Origin of the sequence: Roseivivax sediminis, assembly GCF_900112685.1 — a bacterium.
GTDB lineage: Bacteria > Pseudomonadota > Alphaproteobacteria > Rhodobacterales > Rhodobacteraceae > Roseivivax > Roseivivax sediminis.
In genome coordinates, this window is the sequence record NZ_FOMS01000015.1 from 77666 (window position 1) to 103833 (window position 26168).

Annotated in this window: 21 protein-coding genes and 1 tRNA gene; 11 read left to right on the forward strand and 11 right to left on the reverse strand. The window is 66.9% G+C overall.

Translation table 11 applies throughout. From position 1 onward, the window contains the following. Nucleotides 1-35: 35 nt before the first annotated feature. From F3H57_RS19225 to F3H57_RS19245, 5 genes are all read right to left on the reverse strand, one after another. Nucleotides 36-1340, reverse strand: coding sequence for a TRAP transporter large permease (locus F3H57_RS19225; protein WP_149758075.1), 1305 nt, complete (start codon nucleotides 1338-1340; stop codon nucleotides 36-38). Then, nucleotides 1337-1867 carry a TRAP transporter small permease gene (locus F3H57_RS19230; protein WP_149758077.1) on the reverse strand — a complete coding sequence of 177 codons (531 nt, stop codon included), beginning with the start codon at nucleotides 1865-1867 and terminating at the stop codon, nucleotides 1337-1339. The genes F3H57_RS19225 and F3H57_RS19230 overlap by 4 nt, the downstream gene beginning before the upstream one ends. Nucleotide 1868: 1 nt before the next feature. Continuing rightward, nucleotides 1869-2858, reverse strand: coding sequence for a TRAP transporter substrate-binding protein (locus F3H57_RS19235; protein ID WP_149758079.1), 990 nt, complete (start codon nucleotides 2856-2858; stop codon nucleotides 1869-1871). 125 nt (nucleotides 2859-2983) lie between these two features. Further along, nucleotides 2984-4390 carry a vanillate/3-O-methylgallate O-demethylase gene (gene ligM / locus F3H57_RS19240; RefSeq protein WP_149758081.1) on the reverse strand — a complete coding sequence of 469 codons (1407 nt, stop codon included), beginning with the start codon at nucleotides 4388-4390 and terminating at the stop codon, nucleotides 2984-2986. 25 nt (nucleotides 4391-4415) lie between these two features. Continuing rightward, a complete protein-coding gene (locus F3H57_RS19245; protein WP_149758083.1) occupies nucleotides 4416-5144 on the reverse strand; it encodes a GntR family transcriptional regulator in 729 nt (242 codons plus the stop codon). Nucleotides 5145-5367: 223 nt separating this feature from the next. Here F3H57_RS19245 and F3H57_RS19250 point away from each other — a divergent pair. Further along, a tRNA-Gly gene (locus tag F3H57_RS19250) sits at nucleotides 5368-5441 on the forward strand. Between the two features lie 17 nt (nucleotides 5442-5458). Here the strand turns inward: F3H57_RS19250 and F3H57_RS19255 are convergent. Continuing rightward, on the reverse strand, nucleotides 5459-6556 hold the full coding sequence (locus F3H57_RS19255) for an acetoin utilization protein AcuC (RefSeq protein WP_149758085.1): 1098 nt from the start codon (nucleotides 6554-6556) through the stop codon (nucleotides 5459-5461). A 214-nt stretch (nucleotides 6557-6770) separates the two neighbouring features. Here F3H57_RS19255 and F3H57_RS19260 point away from each other — a divergent pair, with 214 nt between their 5' ends. Continuing rightward, entirely contained in the window at nucleotides 6771-7850 is a 1080-nt protein-coding gene (locus F3H57_RS19260) for an AbrB family transcriptional regulator (RefSeq protein WP_149758087.1), read from the forward strand. A gap of 3 nt (nucleotides 7851-7853) precedes the next feature. On the opposite strand, the gene lipA is transcribed toward F3H57_RS19260, so the two are convergent. Both lipA and F3H57_RS19270 read right to left on the reverse strand, forming a co-directional pair. Further along, entirely contained in the window at nucleotides 7854-8804 is a 951-nt protein-coding gene (lipA, locus tag F3H57_RS19265) for a lipoyl synthase (protein WP_149758089.1), read from the reverse strand. 137 nt (nucleotides 8805-8941) lie between these two features. After that, entirely contained in the window at nucleotides 8942-9871 is a 930-nt protein-coding gene (locus F3H57_RS19270; protein WP_149758091.1) for a hydrogen peroxide-inducible genes activator, read from the reverse strand. 100 nt (nucleotides 9872-9971) lie between these two features. On the opposite strand from F3H57_RS19270, the gene F3H57_RS19275 reads away from it, so the two are divergent. After that, nucleotides 9972-11462 (forward strand): catalase, encoded by a 1491-nt coding sequence (locus tag F3H57_RS19275; protein WP_149758092.1) that lies wholly within the window; start codon nucleotides 9972-9974, stop codon nucleotides 11460-11462. Nucleotides 11463-11521: 59 nt separating this feature from the next. Here F3H57_RS19275 and F3H57_RS19280 read toward each other — a convergent pair whose 3' ends face one another. Further along, a complete protein-coding gene (locus F3H57_RS19280; protein WP_149758094.1) occupies nucleotides 11522-12619 on the reverse strand; it encodes a DUF6456 domain-containing protein in 1098 nt (365 codons plus the stop codon). 232 nt (nucleotides 12620-12851) lie between these two features. On the opposite strand from F3H57_RS19280, the gene F3H57_RS19285 reads away from it, so the two are divergent. Next, nucleotides 12852-13256 carry a DUF6477 family protein gene (locus F3H57_RS19285; protein ID WP_188129753.1) on the forward strand — a complete coding sequence of 135 codons (405 nt, stop codon included), beginning with the start codon at nucleotides 12852-12854 and terminating at the stop codon, nucleotides 13254-13256. On the opposite strand, the gene F3H57_RS19290 is transcribed toward F3H57_RS19285, so the two are convergent. Next, nucleotides 13163-14710, reverse strand: coding sequence for a trimethylamine methyltransferase family protein (locus F3H57_RS19290; protein WP_149758096.1), 1548 nt, complete (start codon nucleotides 14708-14710; stop codon nucleotides 13163-13165). The genes F3H57_RS19285 and F3H57_RS19290 overlap by 94 nt on opposite strands. A 176-nt stretch (nucleotides 14711-14886) precedes the next feature. On the opposite strand from F3H57_RS19290, the gene F3H57_RS19295 reads away from it, so the two are divergent. From F3H57_RS19295 to F3H57_RS19315, 5 genes are all read left to right on the forward strand, one after another. Further along, complete coding sequence (locus F3H57_RS19295; protein ID WP_149758097.1) at nucleotides 14887-15669, forward strand: delta-class carbonic anhydrase; 783 nt, start codon at nucleotides 14887-14889, stop codon at nucleotides 15667-15669. 47 nt (nucleotides 15670-15716) lie between these two features. Beyond that, the gene (locus tag F3H57_RS19300; protein WP_394349846.1) at nucleotides 15717-16424 is read left to right on the forward strand and encodes a DUF2270 domain-containing protein; all 708 of its coding nucleotides are present in this window, start codon (nucleotides 15717-15719) and stop codon (nucleotides 16422-16424) included. A 47-nt stretch (nucleotides 16425-16471) separates the two neighbouring features. Beyond that, the gene (gene guaA / locus F3H57_RS19305) at nucleotides 16472-18034 is read left to right on the forward strand and encodes a glutamine-hydrolyzing GMP synthase (protein WP_149758099.1); all 1563 of its coding nucleotides are present in this window, start codon (nucleotides 16472-16474) and stop codon (nucleotides 18032-18034) included. 149 nt (nucleotides 18035-18183) lie between these two features. Next, nucleotides 18184-19080 carry a DMT family transporter gene (locus F3H57_RS19310; RefSeq protein WP_149758101.1) on the forward strand — a complete coding sequence of 299 codons (897 nt, stop codon included), beginning with the start codon at nucleotides 18184-18186 and terminating at the stop codon, nucleotides 19078-19080. A 109-nt stretch (nucleotides 19081-19189) separates the two neighbouring features. Beyond that, nucleotides 19190-20503 (forward strand): outer membrane protein transport protein, encoded by a 1314-nt coding sequence (locus tag F3H57_RS19315; RefSeq protein ID WP_188129754.1) that lies wholly within the window; start codon nucleotides 19190-19192, stop codon nucleotides 20501-20503. 464 nt (nucleotides 20504-20967) lie between these two features. Here F3H57_RS19315 and F3H57_RS19320 read toward each other — a convergent pair whose 3' ends face one another. Further along, nucleotides 20968-21525, reverse strand: coding sequence for a TetR/AcrR family transcriptional regulator (locus tag F3H57_RS19320; RefSeq protein ID WP_149758120.1), 558 nt, complete (start codon nucleotides 21523-21525; stop codon nucleotides 20968-20970). Between the two features lie 208 nt (nucleotides 21526-21733). On the opposite strand from F3H57_RS19320, the gene F3H57_RS19325 reads away from it, so the two are divergent. Next, nucleotides 21734-22810: an efflux RND transporter periplasmic adaptor subunit gene (locus F3H57_RS19325; RefSeq protein ID WP_149758105.1), complete on the forward strand. Its 1077-nt coding sequence runs from the start codon at nucleotides 21734-21736 to the stop codon at nucleotides 22808-22810. Between the two features lie 2 nt (nucleotides 22811-22812). Further along, complete coding sequence (locus F3H57_RS19330) at nucleotides 22813-25869, forward strand: efflux RND transporter permease subunit (protein WP_149758107.1); 3057 nt, start codon at nucleotides 22813-22815, stop codon at nucleotides 25867-25869. The last annotated feature ends 299 nt before the right edge of the window (nucleotides 25870-26168 follow it).

Below are 26168 nucleotides of genomic sequence, written 5' to 3' on the forward strand. Positions count from 1 at the left end.
TCACCACCGCACCGCTGCGGCACGGGGCCTTGCGCTCATCCGAACATGGTGTCGGGCAGGATCAGCGAAATCTGCGGCACCGCGATCAATATGGCCAGCGTGACAAGCATCGCCAACCAGAACGGCAGCACGCCGCGGAAGATCTGGCCCAGCGGCACGTCGGGTGCAACCGACTTGACGATGAACACGTTGATTCCGACCGGCGGCGAGATAAGCCCCATCTCCAAAGTCAGCACCACCAGAACGCCGAACCAGATCGGGTCTATGCCAAGCTCCGTCACCACCGGAAAGAAGATCGGCAATGTCAGCACCAGCATCGCGAAACCTTCGAGAAAGCAGCCGAGGACGAGATAGACCAGCAGGATCGCCGCAAGGGTGCCGAGGGTGCCGAGCTCCAGCGCGCTGAGGCCCGCGCCGACCGCAGACGGAATGTGGCTGAGCGCCAGGAACGGGTTGATCAGGTGCGCTGCGATCAGGATCAGCATGACCGTGGCCGTGGTCACGATGCTTTCGCGCGCCGCCTGCCAGAGCGTCGCGGGGCCGAGCGCGCGGGTGACGACACCGTAGAGGATCACCAGCGCGGCCCCCACACCCGCCGCCTCCACCGGGGAGAACATGCCGGTATAGATGCCGCCGATGGTCATCAGGATCACCCCGAGGATCGGCAGCGCCCCGCGCATTGCCCGCGCCTTTTCCGATGCGGTGGTCGACGGGCCGGCGGGCCCCATGTCCGCCCGCCACCAGCACATCAGGGCGATGGTCGTCAGGAACGCGGTCAACAGCAGGATCCCCGGCAGCACACCCGCCAGGAAGAGTCGCCCGATCGATTGCTCGGTCAGGATCGCGTAGATCACGAAGCCGGTGGAGGGAGGGATGAGGATGCCCAGCGTGCCGCCCGCCGCGACGACGCCGGTCGCCAGCCTGGGGTCGTAGTCGAACCGCTCCATTTGCGCGAGCGACACCTTGCCCATGGTGAGCGCCGAGGCGACGGACGATCCCGAGAGCGCCGCGAAGCCGCCGCAGCCGATCACCGTGGCCGACGCGAGCCCGCCACGGACCTGCCCGATGCTGGCATAGGCGGCATCGTAGAGTTGCCTGCTCATCCCCGTCGCGGTGGCCACGTTGCCCATCAGGATGAACAGCGGGATGATCACCAGTTCGGGATTGGAGGCGAGCGTGAACGTCTCGGAGGCCAGAAGCCCCGTCGCCGCGCTCCAGCCGTTGAGCATCCAGATTCCGATGAAGCCGACAAGGAACATCGCGAAGGCCACCGGGATCCGCAGGATCAACAGGACCAGCAGGACGACGATGCCGATCGTGCCGAGCGCCGCACCACTCATGCGGCCTCCTGCGCGACGTCGCTGGCGCGGCGCTCGCGGGTCACGTCGCGCCCCGACAGCGCCAGTTCCGTGGCGCGCAAGAGCATCCCCAGCGCGGTGATGACCGACAATGCGCACAGCGCGTACTGGAACCACGCTTTCGGCAGGCCGAGGAGGTTCGTGGACAGGTTCAGCATACGGCTGAGGCCCGCGCTTTCGACCACGGCCCCGGCGATGAAGGCAAAGATCACCGCGCCAAGCAGGGCCGAGACGATGTTGATCCAGCGGTTCATCGCGGGCGGATAGCTCTTTTCCAGCACGTCGACAGAGATGTGGCCGCCCACCCGGTCGCAGGCCGCCATGCCGCCGAAGACCACGATCACCAGCGTCATGGTGATGAGATCCTGGCTGCCGAAGAGCGGGGCGCCGAAGGCGCGGCCGATCACGTCGATGACGATGACCCCGACCTCGATCAGCGCCCCCACGGCGCCGAGAAAGGCGGACAGACCGATCAGCCCGTCCGCCGCCCTGCGCAGGTGCAGCAGCACGTCAGCTGCCCTCGCCGCCCGCGTTCTGCATCGCGTCGTAGGCCGCCTGGCCGCCGACCCGCTCGACATAGGCCTCGGTCACCTCGGCCACGGCGTCGTTGAAGGCCTGCGCCTCGTCTTCGGAGAGCTCCACGATGGTGTTGTCGCCCGCCTCGCGCGCCGCCTGCAGGGCCGCGTCGGCAGTGGCGTTCCACGCATCCTCCGCCGATTGCGACAACGGCATGCCCGAGGCCTCCTCGATCGCGGCCCGATGCTCTTCGGGCAGGTTGTCGAAGGTCGACTGCGTCATCACCGTGTAGAACACCAGCCGCCCGAGGTTGGCGCCCAGCGTATAGCTGTTGGCGACCTCGTCGAGCTTGAAGTCCGACAGCGTCGAGGCGCCGGTGATCACGCCGTCGATCAGCCCGGTCTGCATGGCGTTGTAGACCTGGTTGATCGGCATCTGCACCGGCGTCGCGCCGAGCGCTTCGGCCACGTCGGCCGAAGTCGAGCCGGCGACGCGGACCTTGAGTCCCGAAAGGTCTTCGGGCGTGCGGATCTCGTGGTCCTTCATGATGAAGATGTTCGGCTCGGAGGTCCAAAGCGCCAGCGGCTTGGTGCGCGGAAACTCCGATTCCAGTTCGGAGTAAGCGTTCCACAGCGCCTCGTAGCCGGGCTGATCCAGCGTCAGGGTCGTCGGCAGTTCCGCGATCATGGTCTTGGGAAACTGCGAGGAGGTGTAGCCCGGCAGACCCCAGGCCATGTCGGCGACGCCCTGCACGACGCGCACGTACTGCTCGGCCGGGCCGGCGCCGAGCTCGCCGCCGTGATAGCCGCGCACGGTCAGCTCCCCGCCCGTGGCAGAGGACACGGCCTCGTTCAGCGTCTCGATGACGCTGGCATTGATCGTGTGGAACGGCGGCGTGAAATTGGCGAACTTGAGCTCCGCCGCCTGCGCCGACATCGCCGTAACGGCGAGCGCGGTCCCGGTCAGAAAACGCTTCAGCAACATGTCTCTCTCCTCCCAGAGTGGTGAGCCGCGACGGAGCGCGGCGTCCCGCGGAACCATACCCCCTATGATCCCGCGGGCTGCATTCTTTCTGACCATGGCGCCATAAGATCGGGCGCCCGGCCGGATCACTCGGCCGCCTGTGCGCGCCACCCGCCGCCGTAATTCTCGCGCGCATCGCGACTGTAGGGCGTGGGCGACACGCGCACGCGGATGTCGGCCTGCCTGTGCTTCTCGGCCGAAGTCTTCTGCGTGTCGTCTGGCTCGCCCCATTTCAGCGTCAGCAAGTCGCCGACATTCACGCTCTGGTCGACGACGCCGAGCGACAGCACGCAGCGTTCGTTGAAGCTGTAGCCGTTGAACATCGACATGCCGACCATCTTGTCGCCGTTCATCACCGTGTCGGCCGAGGACGAGGCGTAGTTCGGCTGCGGGAAGTCGATCCACTTGTACGGCACGCCGTCCTCGAACCCCGAGGCCAGCACTTTCAGCACGTCGTCCTTGTTCCACTCGAAGGTGACCTTCTTGCGGTTGCCAGGCGCGTCCTTGAGCTTCTCCAGCGCCGCCTTGCCGACGAAATCGTCCTTCTTCCAGCCGATGTAGAAGCCGTAGCCCAGTTCGAACGGATTGACGTAGTAATCCTCGATGTCATCCGACACGAAGCTGCCGCCGATGGTGCCGTTCGCCTCGTAGCTGTCCGCGCCGAGCCAGTCGCGGTATTCCGCCAGCATTCCGTCACCTGTGTAGATCCCCGGCAGCGGCGATGGAATCCAGCCCGATTCCAGCGTGTTGGTGGAATAGGCGCGGCTGCCGACCTGGTGCAGATCGACCCCGAGGTCGCGGGCCGCCTGCAGGATCGTCGACTCGATGTAATGCTTGTCGGCATAAGGCCCCCAGATCTCCAGCCCCGGGGCGCCGGCCATGCCGTGACGCAGCGCCGGCACGCGGCGCGAGCCGACATTGATCTCGCCGACATGGAAGAACTTCACTTCCGGCACCGGGCCGCCGTTGATCTTCTCGAAGATCTTCGGCGCGTCCGGCCCCTGGATCTGGTAGCGGTAATGGGTCCTCAGAACCCGCTCCCCGTCCGGGCGCGAGGGCGAGCGCGGGTCGTGGTGCAGGCGCACCTTCCACTTGCCGATCGCGGCCTGGAACTTGGTCCAGTTGGCGGTGGGCGCGCGGCCCACCAGGATGAACTTGTCGTCACGCTCGCGGAAGATGATCATGTCGCCGACGACATGTCCGTTCGGAGTGACTGGAACGAAATGCTTGGCGCGGTTGGTGTCGAAGTTATGGAAGGCGTTGACCCCGACATGCGCGAGGAACGCCTCCGCATCCGGGCCCTCGACGATCAGCTCGTCCATGTGGTGCGACTGGTCGTAGAGCACCGCGCTTTCGCGCCACGCGCGCTGTTCGTCGCGCCAGTTGGTGAACTCCGGTGCCACCACCGGGTAGACGTAGATTCCCATGCGCGAATTGCGCAGCATCTCGACCGTGTTGGGATGTTTTTTCATTACGTCGCTGAGGCTTGCCATCTGTCGTCTCCTCCGTTGACAGCGTTCATTCGGCGACAAGCGCGAGTCCGGGGACGCGCTCGGCCAGGTTGGGATGTTCGGTCATCACGTATTCGAGGTTGGTCCGCGCCAGCCGCGCATGTTCGCGCGCCAGCGCTTCGGCACGCGCGCCCTCCCGCGCCATGATCGCCTCGAAGATGCGACGATGCTGGTGCTGCGCCCGCCCCAGGCTGACCCGAAAATCCGGGATCAGCTCCTGCCCCTGCATGAAGGCCACTGGCGAGGCGGCGGGCAGCCGGGCCGACCGCGCGACTTCCCGCGCCACGAGGTCCGAACCGGCCAGGCGCGCGAGGAGGTCGTGGAACTCCTCGTTGTGGGTGACATAGGCGCGGAAATCGAACCGGTCCGGATCGACCGCACGGTCGAGGGCCTCCAGCGTCGTCTTCATGGCCTCGCCCAGCTCGGGCACCACGCCGCGTTCGGCGGCCAGGCGCGCGGCCGTGCCTTCCAGCACTCCGCGCAGCTCGATCGCGTCGATCAGGTCATCCATCTGGAACCGCGCCACCCGGCAGCCGCCGGTGTCGATGCGCTCCAACAGGCCTTCGTCCACGAGCCGGTCCATCGCCTGCCGCAGCGGCGTGCGCGACAGATCGAGGCGCGCCGCCATGGCGGTCTCGGTCAACCGCTCGCCCGCGGGCAGCGCCCCGTGAATGATGAGCGAGCGCAACTCGATCAGGGCTCGGTTGAACTGTGCCTTGCGATCCCTCCGGGTCATGGCGAGCAGCCCTCCTCCTCTTTGTAGGAGAGCCTAGCTGTATACAAGAATCTTTCAAGAGGGCGATATCGGCGATCACTTTCAGGAGTTTTGACCAGTTCTGTATACGGGGAGATCCCCGCACGCAGATCGTGAAACGAAATCTACAGCGCGCCGCATCCCGGCGCGCGGATCCACCTTCTTGACGGCGGAGCGCGCATCCCCTAGCTAGATCGTCGACCATGCGGGTATGGTGAAAAGGTATCACACGAGCTTCCCAAGCTCTTGTTACGGGTTCGATTCCCGTTACCCGCTCCAGACTTCCCTCTACCTCATCACGCCACGCGCGCCCGTCGGGCAAGGTCGCGCACCTCGTCGCGCACGGGCCCCTCGCGCGGCGCATCGGCCAGCGTGCAGAGCAGCGCTTCCGTCGGCCGCCCGTTGCGGCTCCAGCGCAACCCGCGCAGCACCGAGGCTCCGGCGTCTGGCAACCGGTCCGGTATCTCCTCTCCCGCCAACGTGGCCCAGACCCCTGTCCATAGCCGCGCCACGCTCCACGGATTGTAGCCGCCGCCGCCCGACACGATCAGCCGCGGCGCCAGCGCGCGCAGTGCGGTCACCGTGCGCCAATGGCAAAGGTTCGACAGCGCCAGGCGCGACAGCGGATCCTCCGCCACGGCGTCCGCACCGCATTGCAGGAAGATCGCGTCGGGCCGGAAGGTCGCAACCGCGGGCAGGATCACGTCTTCCAGCAGCAGCGCGTATTCGCTGTCGTTGAAGTCGCGCGGCACCGGGAGATTCAGCGCCGCGCCGCCCGCGTCGTCCCCGGCAGCGCCGGTGAAGGGCCAGCGCCCGGCCTCGTGGACGGAGATCATGCACACCTGCTCCGACCCGCGGAACGCGTCCGCAACGCCGTCGCAGTGATGCGCGTCGATATCCACGTAGGCCACGCGCGTCAGCCCCAGGTCGAGCAGCCTCCGGATCGTCAGCACCGGCTCGTTGACGTAGCAAAAGCCCGCCGCGCGGTCGGGAAAGCCATGATGCGTACCGCCGCCGGGATTGTAGACGGCGCCGCCTCGCGCCACCAGTTCGGCCGCCAGGAGCCCGCCGCCGGCCGCGGTTGCAGGCCGGCGGTACATCTCCGGAAAGACCGGATTCGACAGCGTGCCGAGGCCGTGCCGCTCCCGCACCTCCGGCGACACCACCTGCGCGGCCTCGGCCGCCTGCAACGCGGCGACGTAATCGGCGGTGTGAAACGCCCTCAGGGCGGCCGGCTTGGCGCGCGGCGAGGTCCGGTACCGCTCCCCCGGCAGCCACCCCAGCGACCTGGCAAGATCGATCACCGCCGGCACCCGCTCGATCGACAAGGGATGCAGCCGCCCGTAGCGCGAGCCGCGATAGATGGTCGATCCGATGAAAAGCGGCCCGCTCATGACGCCGCCACCTAGGCGCTCCCGCCTGCGGAACAAGCCGCCGCGAACGCGCCCGCCCCGTCTTGACCGAGACCCTCCCGTGCGCGTGACCCTGGCTTTCATCTGCCCACAAATATCCCGGGGAGTGCGAGGGGCTGGCCCCTCGCTCCCGTCCTGGACACCATCCGGACGGCCGGCCATTGCCCCCCGGGCGCCGCCGGCCTAAACCCCCACCATGACCACACTTTTCCGACGGATCGACCTGACTGCGCTGATGCTTGCCATCGGCGGGGCCGGCGGAGCGCTGGCGCATCTCGCCGGGGCGCCGATGCCCTGGATGCTGGGGTCGCTGGCGGCGACGGCGCTGGCCGTTTCGGTGCTCGAGACGCCGCTGCTCGGGGACTACGCCTTTCCGATGTCGCTGCGCACCGCCTTCGTCGCGCTCATCGGCGTGATGATCGGCACGCAGGTCGATTCCGCGCTTTTCGACGAGCTGGTGGCGTTGCCATACCTGCTGGCGGGCCTCGTCTGCTTCGTGCTCCTCGCGCATGGCGGCAACACGCTGATCTTCCGGCGCATCGGCGGGATGGACCGGGCCACCGCTTTCTATTCCGGCACGCCCGGCGGGCTGATGGAATCGATCGCCATGGGCGAAGGCGCCGGCGCGGACATCCGGGTGCTGACCATGCAGCAATTCCTGCGCATCATCCTCGTGGTGACGCTGGTGCCGACGGCGCTGTCGATCTGGACGGGCGGGCCGGTGGGCAGCGCGGCGGGCGTCGCGCCGGGTGGCGGGGCCGATCCGGTGGGGCCTGTCGACCTCGTCATGATCGCGGCCGCGGCAGCCGTCGGGCTCGGCCTCGCCAACTTCATCCATCTGCCCGCGGCGCAGATCGTCGGGCCGCTACTGCTGTCGGCGGCGCTGACGCTCTCGGGCGGGGTCGATCTGCATCTGCCGTTCTGGCTGATCGCGTTGGCGCAGGCGGTTGTCGGTGTCGGACTCGGCATGCGCTTTCGCGGCGTGACCGGCCGGCTGATCCGCCGCTCGCTCGGGTTGTCGTTGCTGTCGGTGGCCTACATGCTGGCGATCGGCGGCGTTCTGGCGCTGGTACTGAACCGCCTGACCGGCCTTGACGTGCTGCAGCTGCTGCTCAGCTTCGCGCCGGGCGGCGTTACCGAGATGTCGCTGATCGCGCTCAGCCTCTCGGTCAATCCCGCGCTGGTGAGCGTCATGCACGTCATTCGCATCCTGATGACGGTGATCGCCCTGATCGGCGCGGCACGGCTCTTCGACCTGCGCGGTCCGGCGCCCTGACCGTCAGGCGGTGGCGAGCCGGGCCTCACGCGCATCCCGCAGCCGCGCGAAATCGTCGCCCGCATGATAGGACGACCGCGTCAGCGGCGTGGCAGAGACCATCAGGAAGCCCTTGCCGTAGGCCGATTTCTCGTATCCTGCGAACTCCTCGGGCGTGACGAACTTGCGCACCGCGTGGTGCTTGGGTGTCGGCTGCAGGTACTGGCCTATGGTCATGAAATCCACGTCGGCGGCGCGCAGATCGTCCATCACCTGAAGCACCTGGGGGCGCTCCTCGCCGAGGCCGACCATGATGCCGGACTTGGTGAAGACCGACGGGTCGATCTCCTTCACGCGCTGCAGAAGGCGCAGGGAATGGAAGTAACGCGCGCCGGGCCGCACCTCGGTGTAAAGGCCGGGCACGGTTTCGAGGTTGTGGTTGAACACGTCCGGTTTCGCGGCGACCACTGTCTCGAGCACGGAAGGGTCGCATTTCAGGAAATCCGGCGTCAGGATCTCGATCGTCGTGCCGGGGGCGCGGTGGCGCACGGCGCGGATGGTCTGGGCGAAATGCTCCGCCCCGCCATCCTCGAGGTCGTCGCGATCGACCGAGGTGATCACGACATGGTTGAGCCCCAGCTTTTGCACAGCGTCAGCCACGCGGCCCGGCTCGAACACGTCGAGCGTGTCGGGCCGGCCGGTGGCGACGTTGCAGAAGGTGCAGCCGCGCGTGCAGACCTCGCCCATGATCATCATCGTGGCATGGCCCGCGCTCCAGCATTCACCGACATTGGGGCAGCCGGCCTCTTCGCACACCGTGGTCAGGTTGTGCTCTCGCATGATCTTGCGGGTGTCGGCATAGCCCTTGCCGCCGGGCGCGCGCACGCGGATCCAGTCGGGTTTCTTCGGCTGGGCATTGTCGGGGCGGTGCGCCTTCTCGGGATGACGCTCGCCGGGGATCTTGAGATCGCGCATGAGATAGGCCCCTGAATCTTAAGAGTTGACGACAATACTAAGGCGTCGCGGAAGGGTCTGCCAGTCCTGTGATCCGGCGCATGGCAGACATGCACGGGAAACGGGGTGTACCCCAGTGGCAGATCCTTCCGCACCCGTCACGGGCAGATGCGCCGCGCCTCTGCCAGGAGCGGCTCCGCCGCCTCGCGAAAGAGTGCGGCGAGGTCGGCCATCCAGCCGTCATCGGTGGACGATGCGCGCCGCACCAGCGCAAGACGCCGCGACGGCTCTGGCGCGGCAAAGCGCATCAGCGACAGCTGGTCCGACGCCGCCGTCTCCAACCGCAGCGCAAGCTCGGGCAAGAGCGTCAGCCCGAAGCCCTCGCTCACCAGGCCCGCCAGCGTCGACAGCGACGAGGCCCCGAGATCCACCTGCCCGCGTCCCGACAGCCCGCAAACCTCGAGCGCCTGATCGGCAAGGCAATGCCCCTCTTCCAGCAACAGCAGCTGGTCGGCCTCCAGCGCGGTCGGCCGCAGCCGTTCCACGTCCGCCGCCCAGGCCTGCAGGCGCCGCGCGGAGCCGGCGAGCACGAAGCGATCCTCGAAAAGCGCGTCGACCACGACACCGTCGCCCGGCACCGGCAGCGCCACCAGCGCCGCATCGAGCTGCCCGGCGCGCAACGACTCGAGCAGCGGTTCGGTCTGCGCCTCGCGGACCCGCAGCTCCAGCGTGAGGTCGCGCGCGCGGATTCGCGTCAGCGCGGCGGGCAGAAGATAGGGCGCCACCGTCGGTATGACGCCGAGATGCAGCCGCCCCGACAGCCCCTCGCGCCAACGGATCGCCTGGGCGAGGTCGTCGACCTCGGCGAGGATCCGCCGCGCCCGCGCCAGCACCTCGTGCCCGGCCCGCGTGAGCCGGATCTCGCGCGGCAGCCGCTCCACCAGCGTCACGCCGAGCTGCGCCTCGAACTCCTTGATCTGGAGAGACAAAGCGGGCTGCGAGACATGCGCCCGCGCCGCGGCCCGGCCGAAATGGCCCGCCTCCGCCAGCGCGATGAAGTAGCTCAATTGGCGCAGCGTGACATTCATTAGGATGACTTATCAGCGCGCGCAGAAATTTCAATCTATGCCAATTGGATCGTCCTGCCCGGCTGCGCGTTGCTTCGATATCTGCGAGAGAGGATACGGCATGGCCAAGACACTCACGACGACGGCAGGCGCGCCTTACGCCAGCAACGAGACCTCCAAGACCGCCGGCCCGCGTGGCCCGGTGCTGCTGGAGGATTACCAGCTGATCGAGAAGCTGGCCCACCAGAACCGCGAACGCATTCCCGAGCGCGTTGTCCACGCCAAAGGCTGGGGTGCTCAGGGCACCTTCACCGTGACGCAGGACATCACAAAATACACCCGCGCCAAGCTCTTCGGCGAGGTCGGCAAGAAAACCGAGGTGCTCGCCCGCTGGTCGACGGTGGCCGGCGAGCAGGGCGCGGCCGACACAGAACGCGACGTTCGGGGCTTTTCGCTGAAGTTCTACACCGAGGAAGGCAACTGGGACATGGTGGGCAACAACACGCCCATCTTCTTTGTCCGCGACGCCTACAAGTTCCCCGACTTCATTCGCACGCAGAAGCGTCACCCCAAGACCAATCTACGGTCGCCCGAGGCGATGTTCGACTTCTGGGCCGGGCAACCGGAATCGGTGCACCAGGTGACGATCCTGATGTCCGACCGCGGCATCCCGAAATCGCCCTTCCACCAGAACGGCTATGGCAGCCACACGTTCTCGCTCTGGAATGATGCCGGCGAACGGTTCTGGGTGAAGTTCCACTTCCGCACGCACCAGGGTCACGAGACCTATTCGAACGAGGAAGCCGAGAGGATCATCGGCTCCACGCGCGAGCAATACCAGGAGTACCTGTACAACGAGCTCGAGGCCGGTCGCTCGGCCAAGTGGACGATGTTCATCCAGGTGATGAACGAGGAGGACGCGGCCAAGCAGCCGTTCAATCCGTTCGATCTCACGAAAGTATGGCCACACGCGGACTTTCCGCTGATCGAGGTGGGCGAGCTGGAGATCGACCGCAACGTCGAGAACTACTTCCAGATGGTCGAAAACGTCGCCTTCGCGCCGTCGAACGTGGTGCCGGGGATCGGGTTCTCGCCCGACAAGATGCTGCAGGCACGTGTGTGGTCCTATGCCGACGCGCACCGTTACCGGCTGGGCACGCATTACGAGATGCTGCCGCCGAACGCGGCGAAGAATTCGGACGTCCGGCACTACCACAAGGACGGCTCGATGCGCTTCTTCAGCAACGATTTCGGCAATCCGGACGCCTATTACGAGCCCAACCAGTGGGACGGGCCGGTGGCCGATCCGTCGACCATGGAGCCGCCGCTGAAGATCGACCCCGAGGCCTACCGCTATCCGCAGGAGGTCACGGACGACGATTTCGTGCAGCCCCGCAAGCTCTACGCCGAGGTGCTGTCGGATGAGGAACGTCAGCGGCTGCACCAGAACATGGCCGGAGCCATGGCACCGTGCTCGGACAGCGTGAAGGAACGCTGGCTGGCGGTGCTGGAACGCGTTCACCCCGACTACGCCAAGGGTGTGCGCGAAGCTGCGCCCAGCCAGCCGGCGATACCGGTCACCGACAACACGCCGGTGCAGGCGGCGGAATGACCGCGACCTGACATCAGGCGGCGCCTGCCCCGACCCTGGCGGGCGCCGCTTCGCGCGGATCAGCCGATGAGACCGCGTCCCGACCGGCCCAGGCGTTCGTAGTGCCGGGCCAGCCGCTGCAGGGCGATCCGCAGGACGATCTTGCCCGAGCGCGCGGACCAGCCAAGGTTCTGCTCGGCCGTCTCCAGGCCCTCCAGCCGGCAGCAGCAACGCATCGCCATGTCGCCGAGACCGGGGCCGAGTTCTCTCAGCGCGGCGGCAAGCCTTCGCCGTGCTTCTGCCGGGCGATCCGTCGCAGACGACGCTGCCGCGGCCTCCCCCCGCATCATCGCGTCGATGTCCGGCTCGCCGCCCTCGCCCAGCCGCGCGATCTCGTAATCCTCGCGAAGGCGCTCCGCGGCATCGAGCGCTGCGCGGTCGAGAAACGGCACACCTGCCTTGTCGCGCCGCCGGGCGAGCGCTGCCACCGGAGACTCGATCTGCAGCGTGCGAACCTGCGGCGGTCTGCGCCTTGGATCTGGCGGCATGTCGAATCCGGCCTGCGCCTCGGCGAAGCCGGCATGGGCCACGCGGTCGGCCTCGGCCACCATGCGCTGGTAGACGCCCCGGCCCGCTGCGGTGATCCGGTAGCGCGACACCCGTCCCGGATTGTCGCAGGCGATCCAGCCCTTGAGGGCCATGGCTTGCGCGATTGCGGCGTCGATCACCAACTGGCGCGCTGCGGCGCCACCCCCGCCGTCGTCGTCCTTGACCACCACCGCCTTGTCCATGTCCTGCGCCACCGCGAGCAGCGTGCCTGGCCGCCCCATCAGACGCAGGACGCGCGCAGCTTCGCGCTTCAGGGTTTCTCCGTCAATCGGTTCGGGGGCGGTTCTCTGGCTCGACACATCGACCTCCTTGGCTGCCGCAAGCGTGTCCCCCCTGTGGCCGGCGACGCCGGCGACCTCCGCACCGAGCCGCTTGAGCGCGGCGTCGACCAGTGGATCCTCTCTCCGGATCTCGATTCTTCTGACCTGGCGCATGACGGTCGAGGCATGACAGCCCGACGCTTTCGCCAGCGCCCTGAGTGACCGGCCGCTTTCGGTGTGTTCGAGATAGCGCCGCGCATCGTCCGGAACCCAGTCCGGAAGCGCGGAATCGCCGTCTGTCGTCTTCATCCTCAGCATTGTCGTGTCCCAATCTGTCCCGGACTTGTCCCCAGCATTTTCCACAAGCCCGGCGACAAGCTTTCGCCGCTATCGTTACCCATTGATTAACAAAGCGCGCACATTTTGAATTTTGTGGGGATTATGGCCACAATCCATAACTGAGCGTTCGCCTGCAGTTTCACCGCCGCAACACACGCAAAAGCTGTGGAATTATCCCGTCACACACGACGGAGATGCGATCATGCACGACCTTGCCGACACACTTCTGCAGCTGCGCCGCCCACGTCTTCTTGTCCGGGCGGCGCGGATCGGTGCGCAGGACTACCGGCGCGACCGGCATCTGGCGCGTCTCGTGGGCGGCGGCAGCGCTGGCGACGCCACGGCCCGCCCGCTGGAGCGGCTGATGGCCGCCGAGGCGCCGCTCGACCTGGCGCGGCGCGAGGGGACCGCGGGCTATTCACCCGCGCGTCACGTGGCGCTGCTCTCGGCGATCATCGCAGAACAGCGGCTTGCCCGTCTGGCATTTCAGGGCCCCGAACGGACCTGCACGCGTCAGGAAAATGCGTCCGGCTCTGAAGCGCGCTTCCCGGCGATGTACGCGCCGAGCGCCTCCGAAATCGCCGGGTCGATCGCCGGCGGCACGTAGGTGTCGAGCAGCCGCCGCGCCCGGATCTGCGCCAGCGTCGCGGTGTCGCGCGCGCCCTCTTCCGACCAGGTCTCGTAGGGCTTGTAGTCGAAGACTTCCGAGCGCCAGAACGCGGTCTTGAAGTGTTCCTGGGTGTGCGCGCAGCCAAGGTAGTGGCCGCCCGGCCCGACCTCGCGGATCGCGTCCATCGCCTGCGCCGCCTCGCCGCTATCGACGCCGGCCGCCATCCGGTGCAGCGCGCCGAGCTGGTCGGCGTCCATCACGAACTTTTCGTAGGATGCAACCAGCCCGCCCTCGAGCCAGCCGCAGGCGTGCAGCATGAAGTTGACGCCGGACAACAGCCCCATGTTGAGCGTGTTCGCGGTTTCGTAGGCGGCCTGCGCATCCGGCAGCTTGGAGCCGCAGAACGACCCTGCCGAGCGGAACGGCAGACCCAGCCGCCGCGCAAGCTGCCCCGCGCCGTAGGTGACCTGCGACGCCTCGGGCGTGCCGAAGGTCGGCGCCCCCGAATTCATGTCGATGGAGGTCACGAAGGCGCCCATGATCACCGGGGCGCCGGGCCGGATGAGCTGCGAATAGGCCACGCCCGCCATCGTCTCGGCCAGAACCTGCGTCAGCGTGCCCGCGACCGACACCGGCGCCATCGCCCCGCCGACGATGAAGGGCGAGATGATGCAGGCCTGCCCGGCGGCGGCATAGACCTCGAGCGCGCCCATCATCGTGTCGTCGAAGGTCAGCGGCGAGTTGATGTTGATCAGCGAGGTCAGCACGCAATTGTCGGCCACGAAGTCCTTGCCGAAGACGATCTCGCACATCTCCACGCTGTCGCGGGCGCGGCTGGGTTCGGTCACGGCCCCCATGAACGGCTTGTCGGTCAGCGTCACGTGCGCCTCGATCATGTCGAGGTGGCGCTTGTTGACCGGCACGTCCGTCGGCTCGCAGACCGTGCCGCCGGAATGGTGCAGCCACTTCGACATGTGGCCGAGCTTCACGAAGTTGCGGAAATCGTCGATGGTGGCATAGCGTCGCCCGCCCGTCAGATCGCGCACGAACGGAGGCCCGTAGACCGGGGCGAGCACGAGGTTGCGCCCGCCGATCGTCACCGACTTCTCCGGGTTGCGCGCATGCTGCACGAAGGAGCCCGGCGCCGTTTGGATGAGCTTGCGCGCCAGGCCGCGCGGCAGGCGCACCCGCTCTCCGGAGACGTCGGCGCCGGCGTCGCGCCAGCGCTGCAAGGCGGCGGGATTGTTGACGAAGTTGACGCCGACCTCTTCCAGCACGGTTTCCGCGTTCCACTCGATGATCTCGAGCGCCTCTTCGGTCAGCACCTCGAAATCGGGGATGTTGCGAGTGATGACCGCGGCGGTCTCGACCGCGGTGGCGCTGCGGGCGGCCCGCCGGGCGGCGCCGCCGCCTCCGCGTCCACGGCGTCTGTCGGCGCTGGTGTCCTGCATCGAAGAGCTCCGGAATTGCATTTCTCGCCGGTCTAGCGGCCCGGCAGCGGCCGTCGCCGTCCGTTTACGCCGTCTTGCGCCTGAATGCGACATGTTCGCGGGGCGATGCGACGTTAACCGGTTTTTCGCGGCGACCTGGTTTGCTACGCCCGTCGCCACCTGCCCTAGGATCGCCCATGACCCGCCTGCCCCTTCTTCTCGGCCTCCTCGCCATGATCGCGCTGCCCGCGGCGGCGTCAGAGGAGCTCTGTCGCGGCTATGGCCCGCAGGCGCCGCGCGACATCTCGGACCGTGCCGGCCGCAACCGGCAGGTCTGGTCGCCGGCGCCGCCGCCGCAGGATCTGCGGCTGTGCAACATGCACGTACACGCGCAGGCCGAACACAAGGGTCCGGGCTTCTCCGTGCCGGCGGGCGAGGACGCGGCCAACGGCTGGGCCTGCGGCGACACCTGGCGGCTGTCGCCGACCGACCTCGCACCGGCGGCCCAAAGGCATTTCGACGGCGTCGCCCCCGGCAACACCATCGAGGTTCACTGGGTCTACACCTCGTGCCAGGTGCCGCCGGGCGCGGGGCTCGGCGCCTGCATGTCGGAGGCCTGCGCCAATCCGCAGCTTCGGGTCGAATCGCAGGTCTTCCTGCTGGTCAACGACCCCGCGGCCCGCGACTTCAACGACTACGCCTATCGCGGCCACGCCGTCGCCGGCCGCGCGCAGCCGCGGACCCTGCCCGCGGATACCGGCACACCGGTCGTCTTCGCCGGCTCCACCACCGGGCCGGCCTATGACCAGTCCACCTGCTCGCCCATGCAGGTGACCTGGAGCGTGCGGCCCGAATGCGCCCGGCTCGACATAAATTCGCTGCACGACTGGGCGGCGGGCGGCAACGTGTTCGAGGAACACGAAGCCCACGGCGTGCGCCCGCTGGTCACCGCGCCTGACCTGCTGGCGCCGATTCCCTGACGCGCCGGCAGGAGGCGAATTGACCGCCCGCGCACCGCCGGGCATCTTTGCCCCGAACACGGGGAGGAACCGCCATCGACGACAGAGCGGAACCGCGGGGCAAGCTCGACGCGGCCGAGATCGGCGCGCTTGCCCATCTCTATCGCGGAGAGGTCTACCGCAGCACGATCTGGCGCACCCGGCTCGACACCACGACGAACTGGGCGGTGGTCACGCTGGGCGTTGCGCTGTCGATCGCCTTCGCCTCGCCGCAGGCCTCGCCGCTGCCGCTGATCCTCGTCGGCGTGCTGATCGTTCTGTTTCTCGTGCTGGAGGCGCGGCGCTACCGCTACTTCAACGTCTGGCGCGCCCGCGCGCGCTGGATGGAGACGCATTTCTACGCACCCATGCTGACCGAGGGCGACCTGCACCTCGAAGAAAACTGGCAATCGGTGCTGGCCGAGGATTACCTGCGCCCGCGCTACCATGTCAGTTTCCTCGTCGCGGTCGGCCGGCGGATCCGGCGCAATTACCTGTGGATCCTGCTGATCCAGGCGCTGGCCTTCGCCGGCAAGATCACCGTCCATCCCGAGCCTGCGCCATCGCTCGCCGCCGCCATCGAGCGCGCCGATATCGGCCCGGTGCCCGGCGTGGTGATCCTCGCGCTCGGCGCGCTCTATGTCGCCAGTTGGAGCGCCATCGCCCTCTGGAGCTGGCTGCGCGACCGCGCGGCGGGCCGGCGGTCGGGCAAGTCCAAGGCGGCCTCCATGGGCTGAGACGCGTCGCGCTTGCGCAGCGCACGGCTTGACGCTATCGCGCGGCCATGACCCAGCACGACCGCCTCCTTATCGTCGATTTCGGATCCCAGGTGACCCAGCTCATCGCCCGCCGCCTGCGCGAGCTGAACGTCTATTGCGAGATCCACCCCTTCCAGCAGGTGACCGAGGACTTCCTCGACAGCTTCGCGCCCAAGGCCGTGATCCTGTCGGGCGGCCCCGCCTCCGTCGTCGACGAAGGCTCCCCGCGCCCGCCGCAGAAGGTGTTCGAGCTTGGCGTGCCGGTCCTCGGCATCTGCTACGGCCAGCAGGTGATGACACATATGCTCGGCGGCGAGGTGCACCGCGGCGACGGCACCGCCGAGTTCGGCCGCGCCTGGGTCACGCCCGCAGAAGAGCGTATCGACCTGCTGACCGGCTGGTTCATGGACGGCACCGGGCGCGAACAGGTGTGGATGAGCCACGGCGACCACGTCGCCCGCCTCGCCCCCGGTTTCGCGGTCTACGGCACCTCGCCCGGCGCGCCCTTCGCGGTGACCGCCGACCTCGAACGGCGGTTCTACGCGGTGCAGTTCCACCCCGAAGTGCATCACACCCCGAACGGCCGGACGCTCTACGAGAACTTCGTGAAGGACGCCGGATTTGCCGGAGACTGGACGATGGGCGCCTACCGCGAGGAGGCGATCCAGAAGATCCGCGACCAGGTGGGCGACGCCAAGGTGATCTGCGGCCTTTCGGGCGGGGTCGACAGCTCCGTCGCGGCGGTGCTGATCCACGAAGCGATCGGCGACAACCTGACCTGCGTCTTCGTGGACCACGGCCTCCTGCGCCAGGGCGAGGCGGACGAGGTCGTGACGATGTTCCGCGACCATTACAACATCCCGCTGATCCACGCCGACGAGCGCGATCTGTTCCTCGGCGAGCTCGACGGCGTCTCCGACCCCGAGGTCAAGCGCAAGACCATCGGCCGGCTGTTCATCGACGTCTTCCAGAAACACGCCAACGACATCGAGGGCGCGGCCTACCTAGCGCAAGGCACGCTTTATCCCGACGTGATCGAAAGCGTCAGCTTCTCGGGCGGCCCGTCGGTGACGATCAAGTCGCACCACAATGTCGGCGGCCTGCCCGAGAAGATGGGCCTGAAGCTGGTCGAGCCGCTGCGCGAGCTCTTCAAGGACGAGGTGCGCGCGCTCGGCCGCGAACTGGGCCTGCCCGAAAGCTTCATCGGCCGCCATCCTTTCCCCGGCCCGGGCCTCGCCATCCGCTGCCCCGGAGAGATCACGCCCGAGAAGCTGGAGATCCTGCGCAAGGCCGACGCGATCTTCATCGACCAGATCCGCAAGCACGGCCTCTACGACGAGATCTGGCAGGCCTTCGTGGCGCTTCTGCCGGTGCGCACGGTGGGCGTGATGGGCGACGGGCGGACCTACGATTACGCCTGCGCGATGCGCGCGGTGACCTCCGTCGACGGGATGACGGCCGATTACTACCCGTTCAGCCACGATTTCCTTGGCGAGACGGCGACGCGCATCATCAACGAGGTGCGCGGCATCAATCGCGTGACCTACGACGTGACCTCGAAGCCTCCGGGCACCATCGAGTGGGAGTGATCGGGCCGCACTGGCGCGCTGGGCTGTCTTCGGTGTCGCATTCCCATCGCCGGTGCGCAGCCGGGTAGAGTCGCTCCCGGCCTGCGGCGCCAGCCGCGACCGAGGCGCATCCCCCTTGCCTTCCGGCCGGGCCGTGGCGCAAATGCCCCATGACCACCGTCTCGCCCACCCTGCACACCAGCGAAACCCTGCGCGCCTGCCTCTGGATGACCGGCGCGATCGTGTCGTTCAGTTCCATGGCCGTCGCCGGGCGCGAACTGAGCGTCGATCTCGACACGTTCGAGATCATGCTCTACCGCAGCCTGATCGGCATCATGATCGTGCTTGCCGTGACACAGGCCACTCGCACAAGGGGCGAGATCCGAGCGCGCCGCATGGGCCTGCACACGGTCCGTAACCTCAGTCATTTTGCCGGGCAGAACTTCTGGTTCTATGCCGTCGCAACGGTGCCGCTGGCGCAGGTTTTCGCGGTGGAATTCACCTCGCCGATCTGGGTGATGCTTCTGTCCCCCTTCGTCCTGGGCGAGCGGCTGACGCGGTTCCGGGTCGGCGCGGGGCTCGTCGGCTTTCTCGGCATACTGATCGTTGCGCGACCGGCTCCCGACAGCTTCGATCCCAACCTGCTGGCGGCAGCATTCGCGGCGATCGGCTTTGCCGGATCTGCGGTATTCACGCGGCGCCTGACGCGGACCGAGCATATCGCCTCCATCCTCTTCTGGCTGACGGTAATGCAGGCCCTGTTCGGGCTGCTCTGCGCCGGCGCGGACGGAGACATCGCCCTGCCCGAGGCGGCGGCCTGGCCGCTCCTGGCGGTGATCGGCACCGCCGGGCTCATCGCGCATTTCTGCCTGACCACGGCGCTGAAACTCGCGCCGGCAACGGTGGTCATGCCCATCGACTTCACCCGGCTGCCACTCATCGCGCTCGTCGGGATGGCGCTCTATGCCGAGCCGCTCGACCCGTTCGTATTTCTCGGCGCCGCGGTGATTTTCGCCGCGAACTACGCCAATATCTGGCGGGAGACACGGCCTGTGACAAAAGAGTGACGCTGCGTTCACCCCCCGTGCCGTGACGCTGGGTCAAAATTGACCGTTCAACGAGCCTCTTAGTAACTTTCCCGTCAGAGGAGACATCTGCGGGATGAGGGAGACGTCCATGAAAACGCTGCACACCGGGGCCTCGGCTCTCGCGCTCGTGCTCGCCGCCACCGGCGGAGCACAGGCGGCCGGGCTCGACCGGTCGGGCCAGAGCATCCTGCCGATTTTCGCTGACGACAACACCGCGGGCCTGTCCTTCGGTTTCGTCAGCCCGCATGTCTCGGGCGAGGACACCGGCAACGTCGGTGGCGACGGCGACTACGAGGTCGGCGAGAGCTACACCCAGACCGGTATGTTCTACACCAACGCGATCAATCCGAAACTCAACTACTCGTTGATTTTCGACGAACCTTACGGCGCCGATGTCGACTACGACGACAACCCGCTGACCTCCAATCTCGGCGGCACCTTCGCGGATCTCGACAGCCAGGCGTTGACCTTCGTGATGCGCTACAAGATCAACGACCGCTTCAGCGTGTTCGGCGGCGTCAAGGCCGAGCGGGTGAACTCCGACGTCGGGCTGAACGGCCTGGCCTACAATCAGGCGATTTCGGGCAACGCGACGGTGAACGGCTTCAACCAGCAGGTCCAGGCCGCCGCGCCCGGCGCGCCCCTCTTGACCACCGATCAGCTCTCCGGCGCGCTCGCCGGCGACGACGCGACCCGGGAGAGGCTCGATCAGACCTACGGCGCCGGCACGGTCGCTTCGCTCGGGCAGGCCTACCAGAACACCACGGCGTCCTTCGCGGCCAATGGCGGCTACGATTTCGAGATGGAGCAGGACACCAAGGCCGGCTACGTCCTCGGCTTCGCCTACGAGATCCCGGATATCGCGCTGCGCTTCGTCCTGGCCTATTCGCCCGAGATCGAGCACGAGGCCGACACCACCGAGAAGCTGCTCGGCATGACGGTCCGCGACGAGGTCGAATACAAGACGCCGCAATCGCTGAACCTCGACTTCCAGACCGGCATCGCGCCCGGCACGCTCTTGACCGCCAGCTACCGCTGGACCGAGTTCTCGGAGGTCAATGTGGTGCCGACGCTGCTGGACGCGGACCTCGTGAACCTCGAGGACGGGCACCGATACACGCTCGGCCTCGGGCGGGCGTTCACCAAGAATTTCGCCGGATCGATGACCGTGCTCTTCGAACCCGAGGGCGACAACGACACGGTCTCGCCGCTCGGCCCGACCGACGGGCTCTGGGGCGTGACGCTGGGCGGACGGTACACCCACGAGAACTTCAACGTCTCGGGCGGGGTGAACTATTCCTGGCTCGGCGACGCCGACGCCGGGGTGGCCGACCGCGCCGTGACCACCTTCGAGGACAACCACTCCGTCGGCGTCGGCCTCCGCGCCGAGATGACCTTCTGAGGTCACGCCGGCACGGCGATCTGCGAAGGGGCGTCGCTTGCGGCCAGCCCCTAACGTAAATGTTGATATATCGATCCCGGGCGCAGCAATGCGCCCGGGCTTCAGTTTGCAGTGAGTTCGATTGACCAGGTCGAATTCACCGCCTCCTCCGAAATCAGTCGAATGGCGGCTACGAGCCCAAACTACCAAGTGCTGAGTTGTTCGCGAGCGGCAGCAATGCGCGGTTTCCGGCTGGTCGCAAACAGGCACCGCAAAGCCAGGGTTCGCCGCGCCGCTCGCCAGTTCGGTCATTCAAGATCCTGCGCCGCAGCACTTCGGCCACCCTTGAAGTAGATGCTCGGTCCGGCCCGCAGCACTCTCGGTATACTGGCCAACGGAGAAGCGCACAGAACGGACCCTCGCCGAGCGGCGGCCAACTGGCATGGTCGACCCCTGCTACTTTCGCCCAGCCAAACAGACCGCTCCTACAGGAAGCCTTTGAGGAAAATTTCCACGGCGCGCACCAGAAAGGCATCAGCGTCGGCCAGCTCGGTGCCGGGGCTCATCATGGACCTGTGAAGCGTCGGAATGACGGTCATCGACAGGAAGACCAACGCGTCCCGCTCCAGTTGTTGCTGGGTCGCGTCCGCATCCGGGCGAATGCGGACGAGGCGTCGCACCACGACGTCGACCGTGCGCCGCGACTGCGAGCGGCGCAAATCCCACAGTTCGGGAAACGACCGCGCCATATCCAGCGTCATGCGCTCCATCGCGACGATATCCTTGTCGCTGGCGAAGGCCGTCAGCTGCTCGGCGAGCGCATGCATCACCTCGAACGGCGTGCCCTGAGGGATTTCGGCGGCCTCCAGCGCTGACATGGTCGTGTCGCCAAGCTGCTGCGCAACCAGAGAAAACAGGTCCGCCTTGGAGCCGTAGCGGCTGTAGATCGTCCGCTTCGATACGCCGGACTGTGTCGCGATCTCGTCCATGGAGGTGCGGTCATAGCCGTTGGCGACGAAAAGCGACCGGGCCTCATTTAGCACGGCCTGGCCTATGCGTTCGGCTTCTTGGAGGCTGGGCCGTCCGGGGCGCGGGGGCGTCCTCACAGAATTGTCACCCGACTTCTGACCGTTTCCCACCACTTTACCCTTCATAAACTTCACCGATCAGTTTCATTTAAAGCCATAGCCGCCCGTCGGGAATTGCAAAGGCAAATGCTCGTGAACGGACGGACACCACCGGAGGTAAGACATGCCCGATCTCTCATCCAGTTCCCGACGCACGGGTATCCTGCACTGTATCTTCCTTGTGTCGATGCTGCTGCTGGCCGGTCCCGGTCTTGCGCAGGATTCGATCCGACCGGTGAAGCTGGTGGAACTGGTGCCGCAGAGAGCCGTCGAACAGCGCAGCCTGCCGGGCCGGGTGCGGGCCCGGCAGACCGTTGACCTTGCCTTTCAGGTCGCGGGACAGATCGTCGACTTCCCGGCGATGGAGGGCGGTGTCATCGCCGAGGGAGAGACGGTAGCCGCGCTTGACCGGGACAAGTTCGAGCGCGCGCTCATGCAGGCACAGGCCACCTTCGCGCAGGACGAGCAGGATCAGGCGCGGCTTTCGCGACTGTCGGGCAATGCCGTGCCGCGCGCCGAAGTCGAGGCGGCGAATACCCAGCTGGAACTGTCGCGGCTTGCGGTGGAAGAGGCCGAGGCCAACCTCGCCGATGCCACGCTCACGTCGCCTTTCGACGCGCTGGTGTCCAGCCGCCTTGTTGCGCCATTCACCACGGTTCAGGCCGGCGAGCCCGTCGTGCGGCTGCATGACATGTCCGAGACGCTGATCGACATCCACGTGCCCGAGGTGCTGGCCGGCGACACGGGAGACGGTAACGTATCCTTCACTGCGACTTTTCCCGGGCGCGACCAGACCTTTCCGCTGTCGATCTGGGAATACGAAGCCGAAAGCGCCGATACGGACCAGACCTTTCGCCTGACCCTGCGGCTGGAGGAGGGGGCGAATGCCGGCATTCTGCCCGGCACCTCGTCCATGGTGATCATCCGGCGCGAATCCGAGACCGCAGGAACGATCCTGCTGCCGCATGAATCTCTGGTCTACGGCGCCGACGGCGAACCACATGTACTGGTCTTCTCGGCCTCCGGGGAGGACGTAGAGAGCGGGACGGTGGCCCTGCGTCCGGTGGGAATCCGGCAAAGGGACGACGGGCGCATCGCGCTTGTCGACGGTGTCGAGGCGGGGGTCGAGATCGTCGCTGCCGGGGCGGCGCTGGTCGAAGACGGCCAGACCGTCCGCCGCTTTGCCGGGCTCGGGGAGTGACCATGTTTTCCATCGCGCGTGCCTCGATCGACAGATCGCTGATCACTTGGGTCCTGATGCTGGGCTGCCTGCTGGGGGGCCTCTGGGGCTTTGCCACCGTCGGACGGCTGGAAGACCCAGCCTTCTCGATCAAGAGCGCTGTGGTCATCACCCACTATCCCGGCGCCTCGGCCGAGCAGGTCGCCCGAGAGGTTTCCGAGCCCTTGGAGTCCGCCATCCAGCAGATGGGAGAACTGGACAGCATCTCGTCGGTGAACACCCGTGGCATGAGCCGGATCACCGTCGATGTGCAGTCGACCTACGGGCCCGACGAGCTGCCGCAGATCTGGGAGACCCTGCGCAACCGGGTGAACGGCGCGCGCGGCGACCTGCCTCAGAACGCCAGCGCGCCCTTCGTCAACGACGCCTTCGGCGATGTCTACGGCCTGTTCTACGCGGTGACCGCTCCCGGCTATACCGATGCCGAAATCCATGACTTCGCCACCCACATCCGCCGCGAGTTGCTGGTGGTCGAGGGGGTCGCGGACGTCGCGCTGGACGGGTTGCCGCAAGAGGCGATCTATGTCGAACCCTACCCCTCGATCCTGAACAGCCTCGGCCTTCCGCTCTCTGCGGTCAGCGGGGCCGTCTCCACGGCGGATGCCGTGAATTCCACAGGGTCGGTCTCGCAAGACGGCCAGCGCTTGGCGATCACGCCGCCGGCAGGGGCCGGAACGGTCGAGAACATCAGCACGCTGACCATCGGCCTTGGCGGCGAGGTGGTCTCGCTGCAGGATTTCGCAACCGTGACTCGCGAAAGGGCGAGCGCGCCCAGCAAGCTCATCCGACTGAGCGGGCAAGAAGCCTTCACCGTCGGTGTCTCGGCGCTCACGACGGAAAACGTGGTCGATGTGGGCGAACGCGTCGACGCAAGGCTTGCGGAGATCTTCGAGGATCTGCCCTTCGGGGTCGAACTGCAGCCGATCTATCAGCAGCACGTGGTCGTGGACGAGGCGTCGAGCGATTTCCTCGTCAGCCTCGCGTTGTCGGTCGGTATTGTGGTGGTGGTGCTGGGTCTCTTCATGGGCTGGCGGTCCGCCGTGGTGGTGGGCACCACGCTGCTGCTGACGGTGGTGGGCACGCTGTTCTTCATGGCGATCTTCGACATCAACATGCAGCGCATCAGCCTGGGCGCGCTTATCATCGCCATGGGCATGCTGGTCGACAACGCCATCGTGGTGGCGGACGGGATGCAGGTGGACATGGCGCGGGGCACCTCGTCCCGCGATGCCGCAGAAGAGGTCGCACGCAAGACGCAGGTGCCGTTGCTGGGCGCCACGATCATCGGCATCCTCGCCTTTTCGGGCATCGGGCTCAGCCCCGATTCTACCGGGGAGTTCCTGTTCTCGCTCTTCGCGGTCGTGGGCATCTCGTTGCTGCTGTCGTGGTTGCTGGCGGTCACCGTCACGCCGCTGCTGGGGCATTACCTGTTCAAGCAGGGCAATGCCGATGCGCCCGAGCCCGCCGTGGGACGGATGCTGAGCGCCTACCAGTTGCTGCTGCGCGGCGCGCTGCGCTTTCGCTGGCTGGTGGTGGGCGGCCTGGTGGCGACCACCGTGCTGTGTGTCATCGGCTTCGGCCAGGTGAAGCAGCAGTTCTTCCCCAACTCCAACACGCCGATCTTCTTCGTCCACTACAAGAAGCCTCAGGGCACCGACCTCGAATCCACCGCCGCCGATCTTGCGCTGGTCGAGGAGTGGCTGGCCGAGCGCCCCGAGGTCGTCTCCACCGCGACCTTCGTGGGTGGCGGCGCATCGCGCTTCATGCTGACCTACCAGTCCGAGGATCCGGCCCCGTCCTATGGGCAATTGATCATCCGGGCACGATCGCTCGAGGATATCGTGCCGCTGCGCAACGCGCTGGACGATTTCGGAGCCGGGGCCCTGCCGGGGGGTGAATTCCGCACCGAGCAGCTGGTCTTCGGGCCCGGCGGTGGCACGCCGATCCAGGCGCGGTTCTCCGGGCCGGACCCGGTGGTGCTCCGGGCACTGGCCGGCGAGGCGATGGAGATCATGCAGACCCACGGGCAGGACCTGCGCAATATCCGCACGAACTGGTTCGAACAGGAGCTGGTGATGCGCCCGCTCTATGCCTCGGAACGGGCACAGGCGGCTGGGATCACCCGCGAGGATGTCTCCGAAGTGCTGCTGATGGGCAGCGAGGGTCTTCAGGCCGGCCTCTATCAGGAAGGCTCGCGGCAGATCCCGCTGATCCTGCGCAGCAAGGTGCGGTATGGCGACCGCAGCGAGACGCTGATGGACGGGATCGTATATTCCGATCCCTACAACGCCTATGTGCCGATTTCGCAGGTGGTCGACGGCTTTGCGCCGCAGGTCGAGAACTCGGTGGTCGAGCGGCGCGACCGGGTGCTGACGATCACCGTGCAGTCTGGCGTAACCACCGGCGCCAACGCCGCCAATGTTCTCGAGCAGGTGAAGGCTCCGCTCGAGGCGATGGAGCTTCCGCCCGGCTATCGTTTCGCATGGGGCGGCGAATACGAAAGCCAGCAGGACGCGCAGGGCAACCTCGGCAAGGTGCTGCCGGTCTCGCTGCTAGCGATGATCGTCACCTCGATCCTGCTGTTCGGCAAGCTGCGGCAGCCGCTGCTGATCTGGCTGCTGGTGCCCATGGCGATCAACGGCGCGGCCATCGCGCTGCTGGCGACGGGCATGCCGTTCTCCTTCACCGCGCTGTTGGGCCTGCTGAGCCTGTCGGGGATGCTGATCAAGAACGGCATTGTCCTGGTCGAAGAAATCGACATCGTGCGCGGCGAGGGAGGCAGGATGGAGGACGCCATCGTGCGCGCGTCCAGCAGCCGGGTCCGTCCGGTGATCCTTGCCGCCGCCACAACAATCCTGGGGATGATCCCGCTACTGTGGGATGCGTTCTTCGCCTCGATGGCGGTGACCATCATGGGCGGTCTCGGCTTCGCGTCGATCCTGACGCTCATTGCCGCGCCGGTGTTCTACTACATGTTCTTCTACAGGGAACGCAACACGGAGGCAGCCATCGGCAGTTGACCGAAAGTCGGCGAGGCCGACAAGAAAACATAGCAGTTTCGAGCGGAGGCCCTGCGCCATTACCGGCTTCGCACGCCGGGCGCAGGGCCCGCTTCCTGCGCTCTTGGCCAGTACGGCAAATGAAGCTGAGCGGCTGGACGTGGGCAGGCCTGGCAGCGGCGGCGCTCGTCTCCTCATCATCGTCGCGACCGGCCGGAAAGGGCCGATGGTGTTGAAAAACTCCCCAACCGGGCAATCACCGGGCTCCGACCAGAATTTCGTTCTGGTGAAAGTCAGATCTCCCTCTCTGACGCGGCATT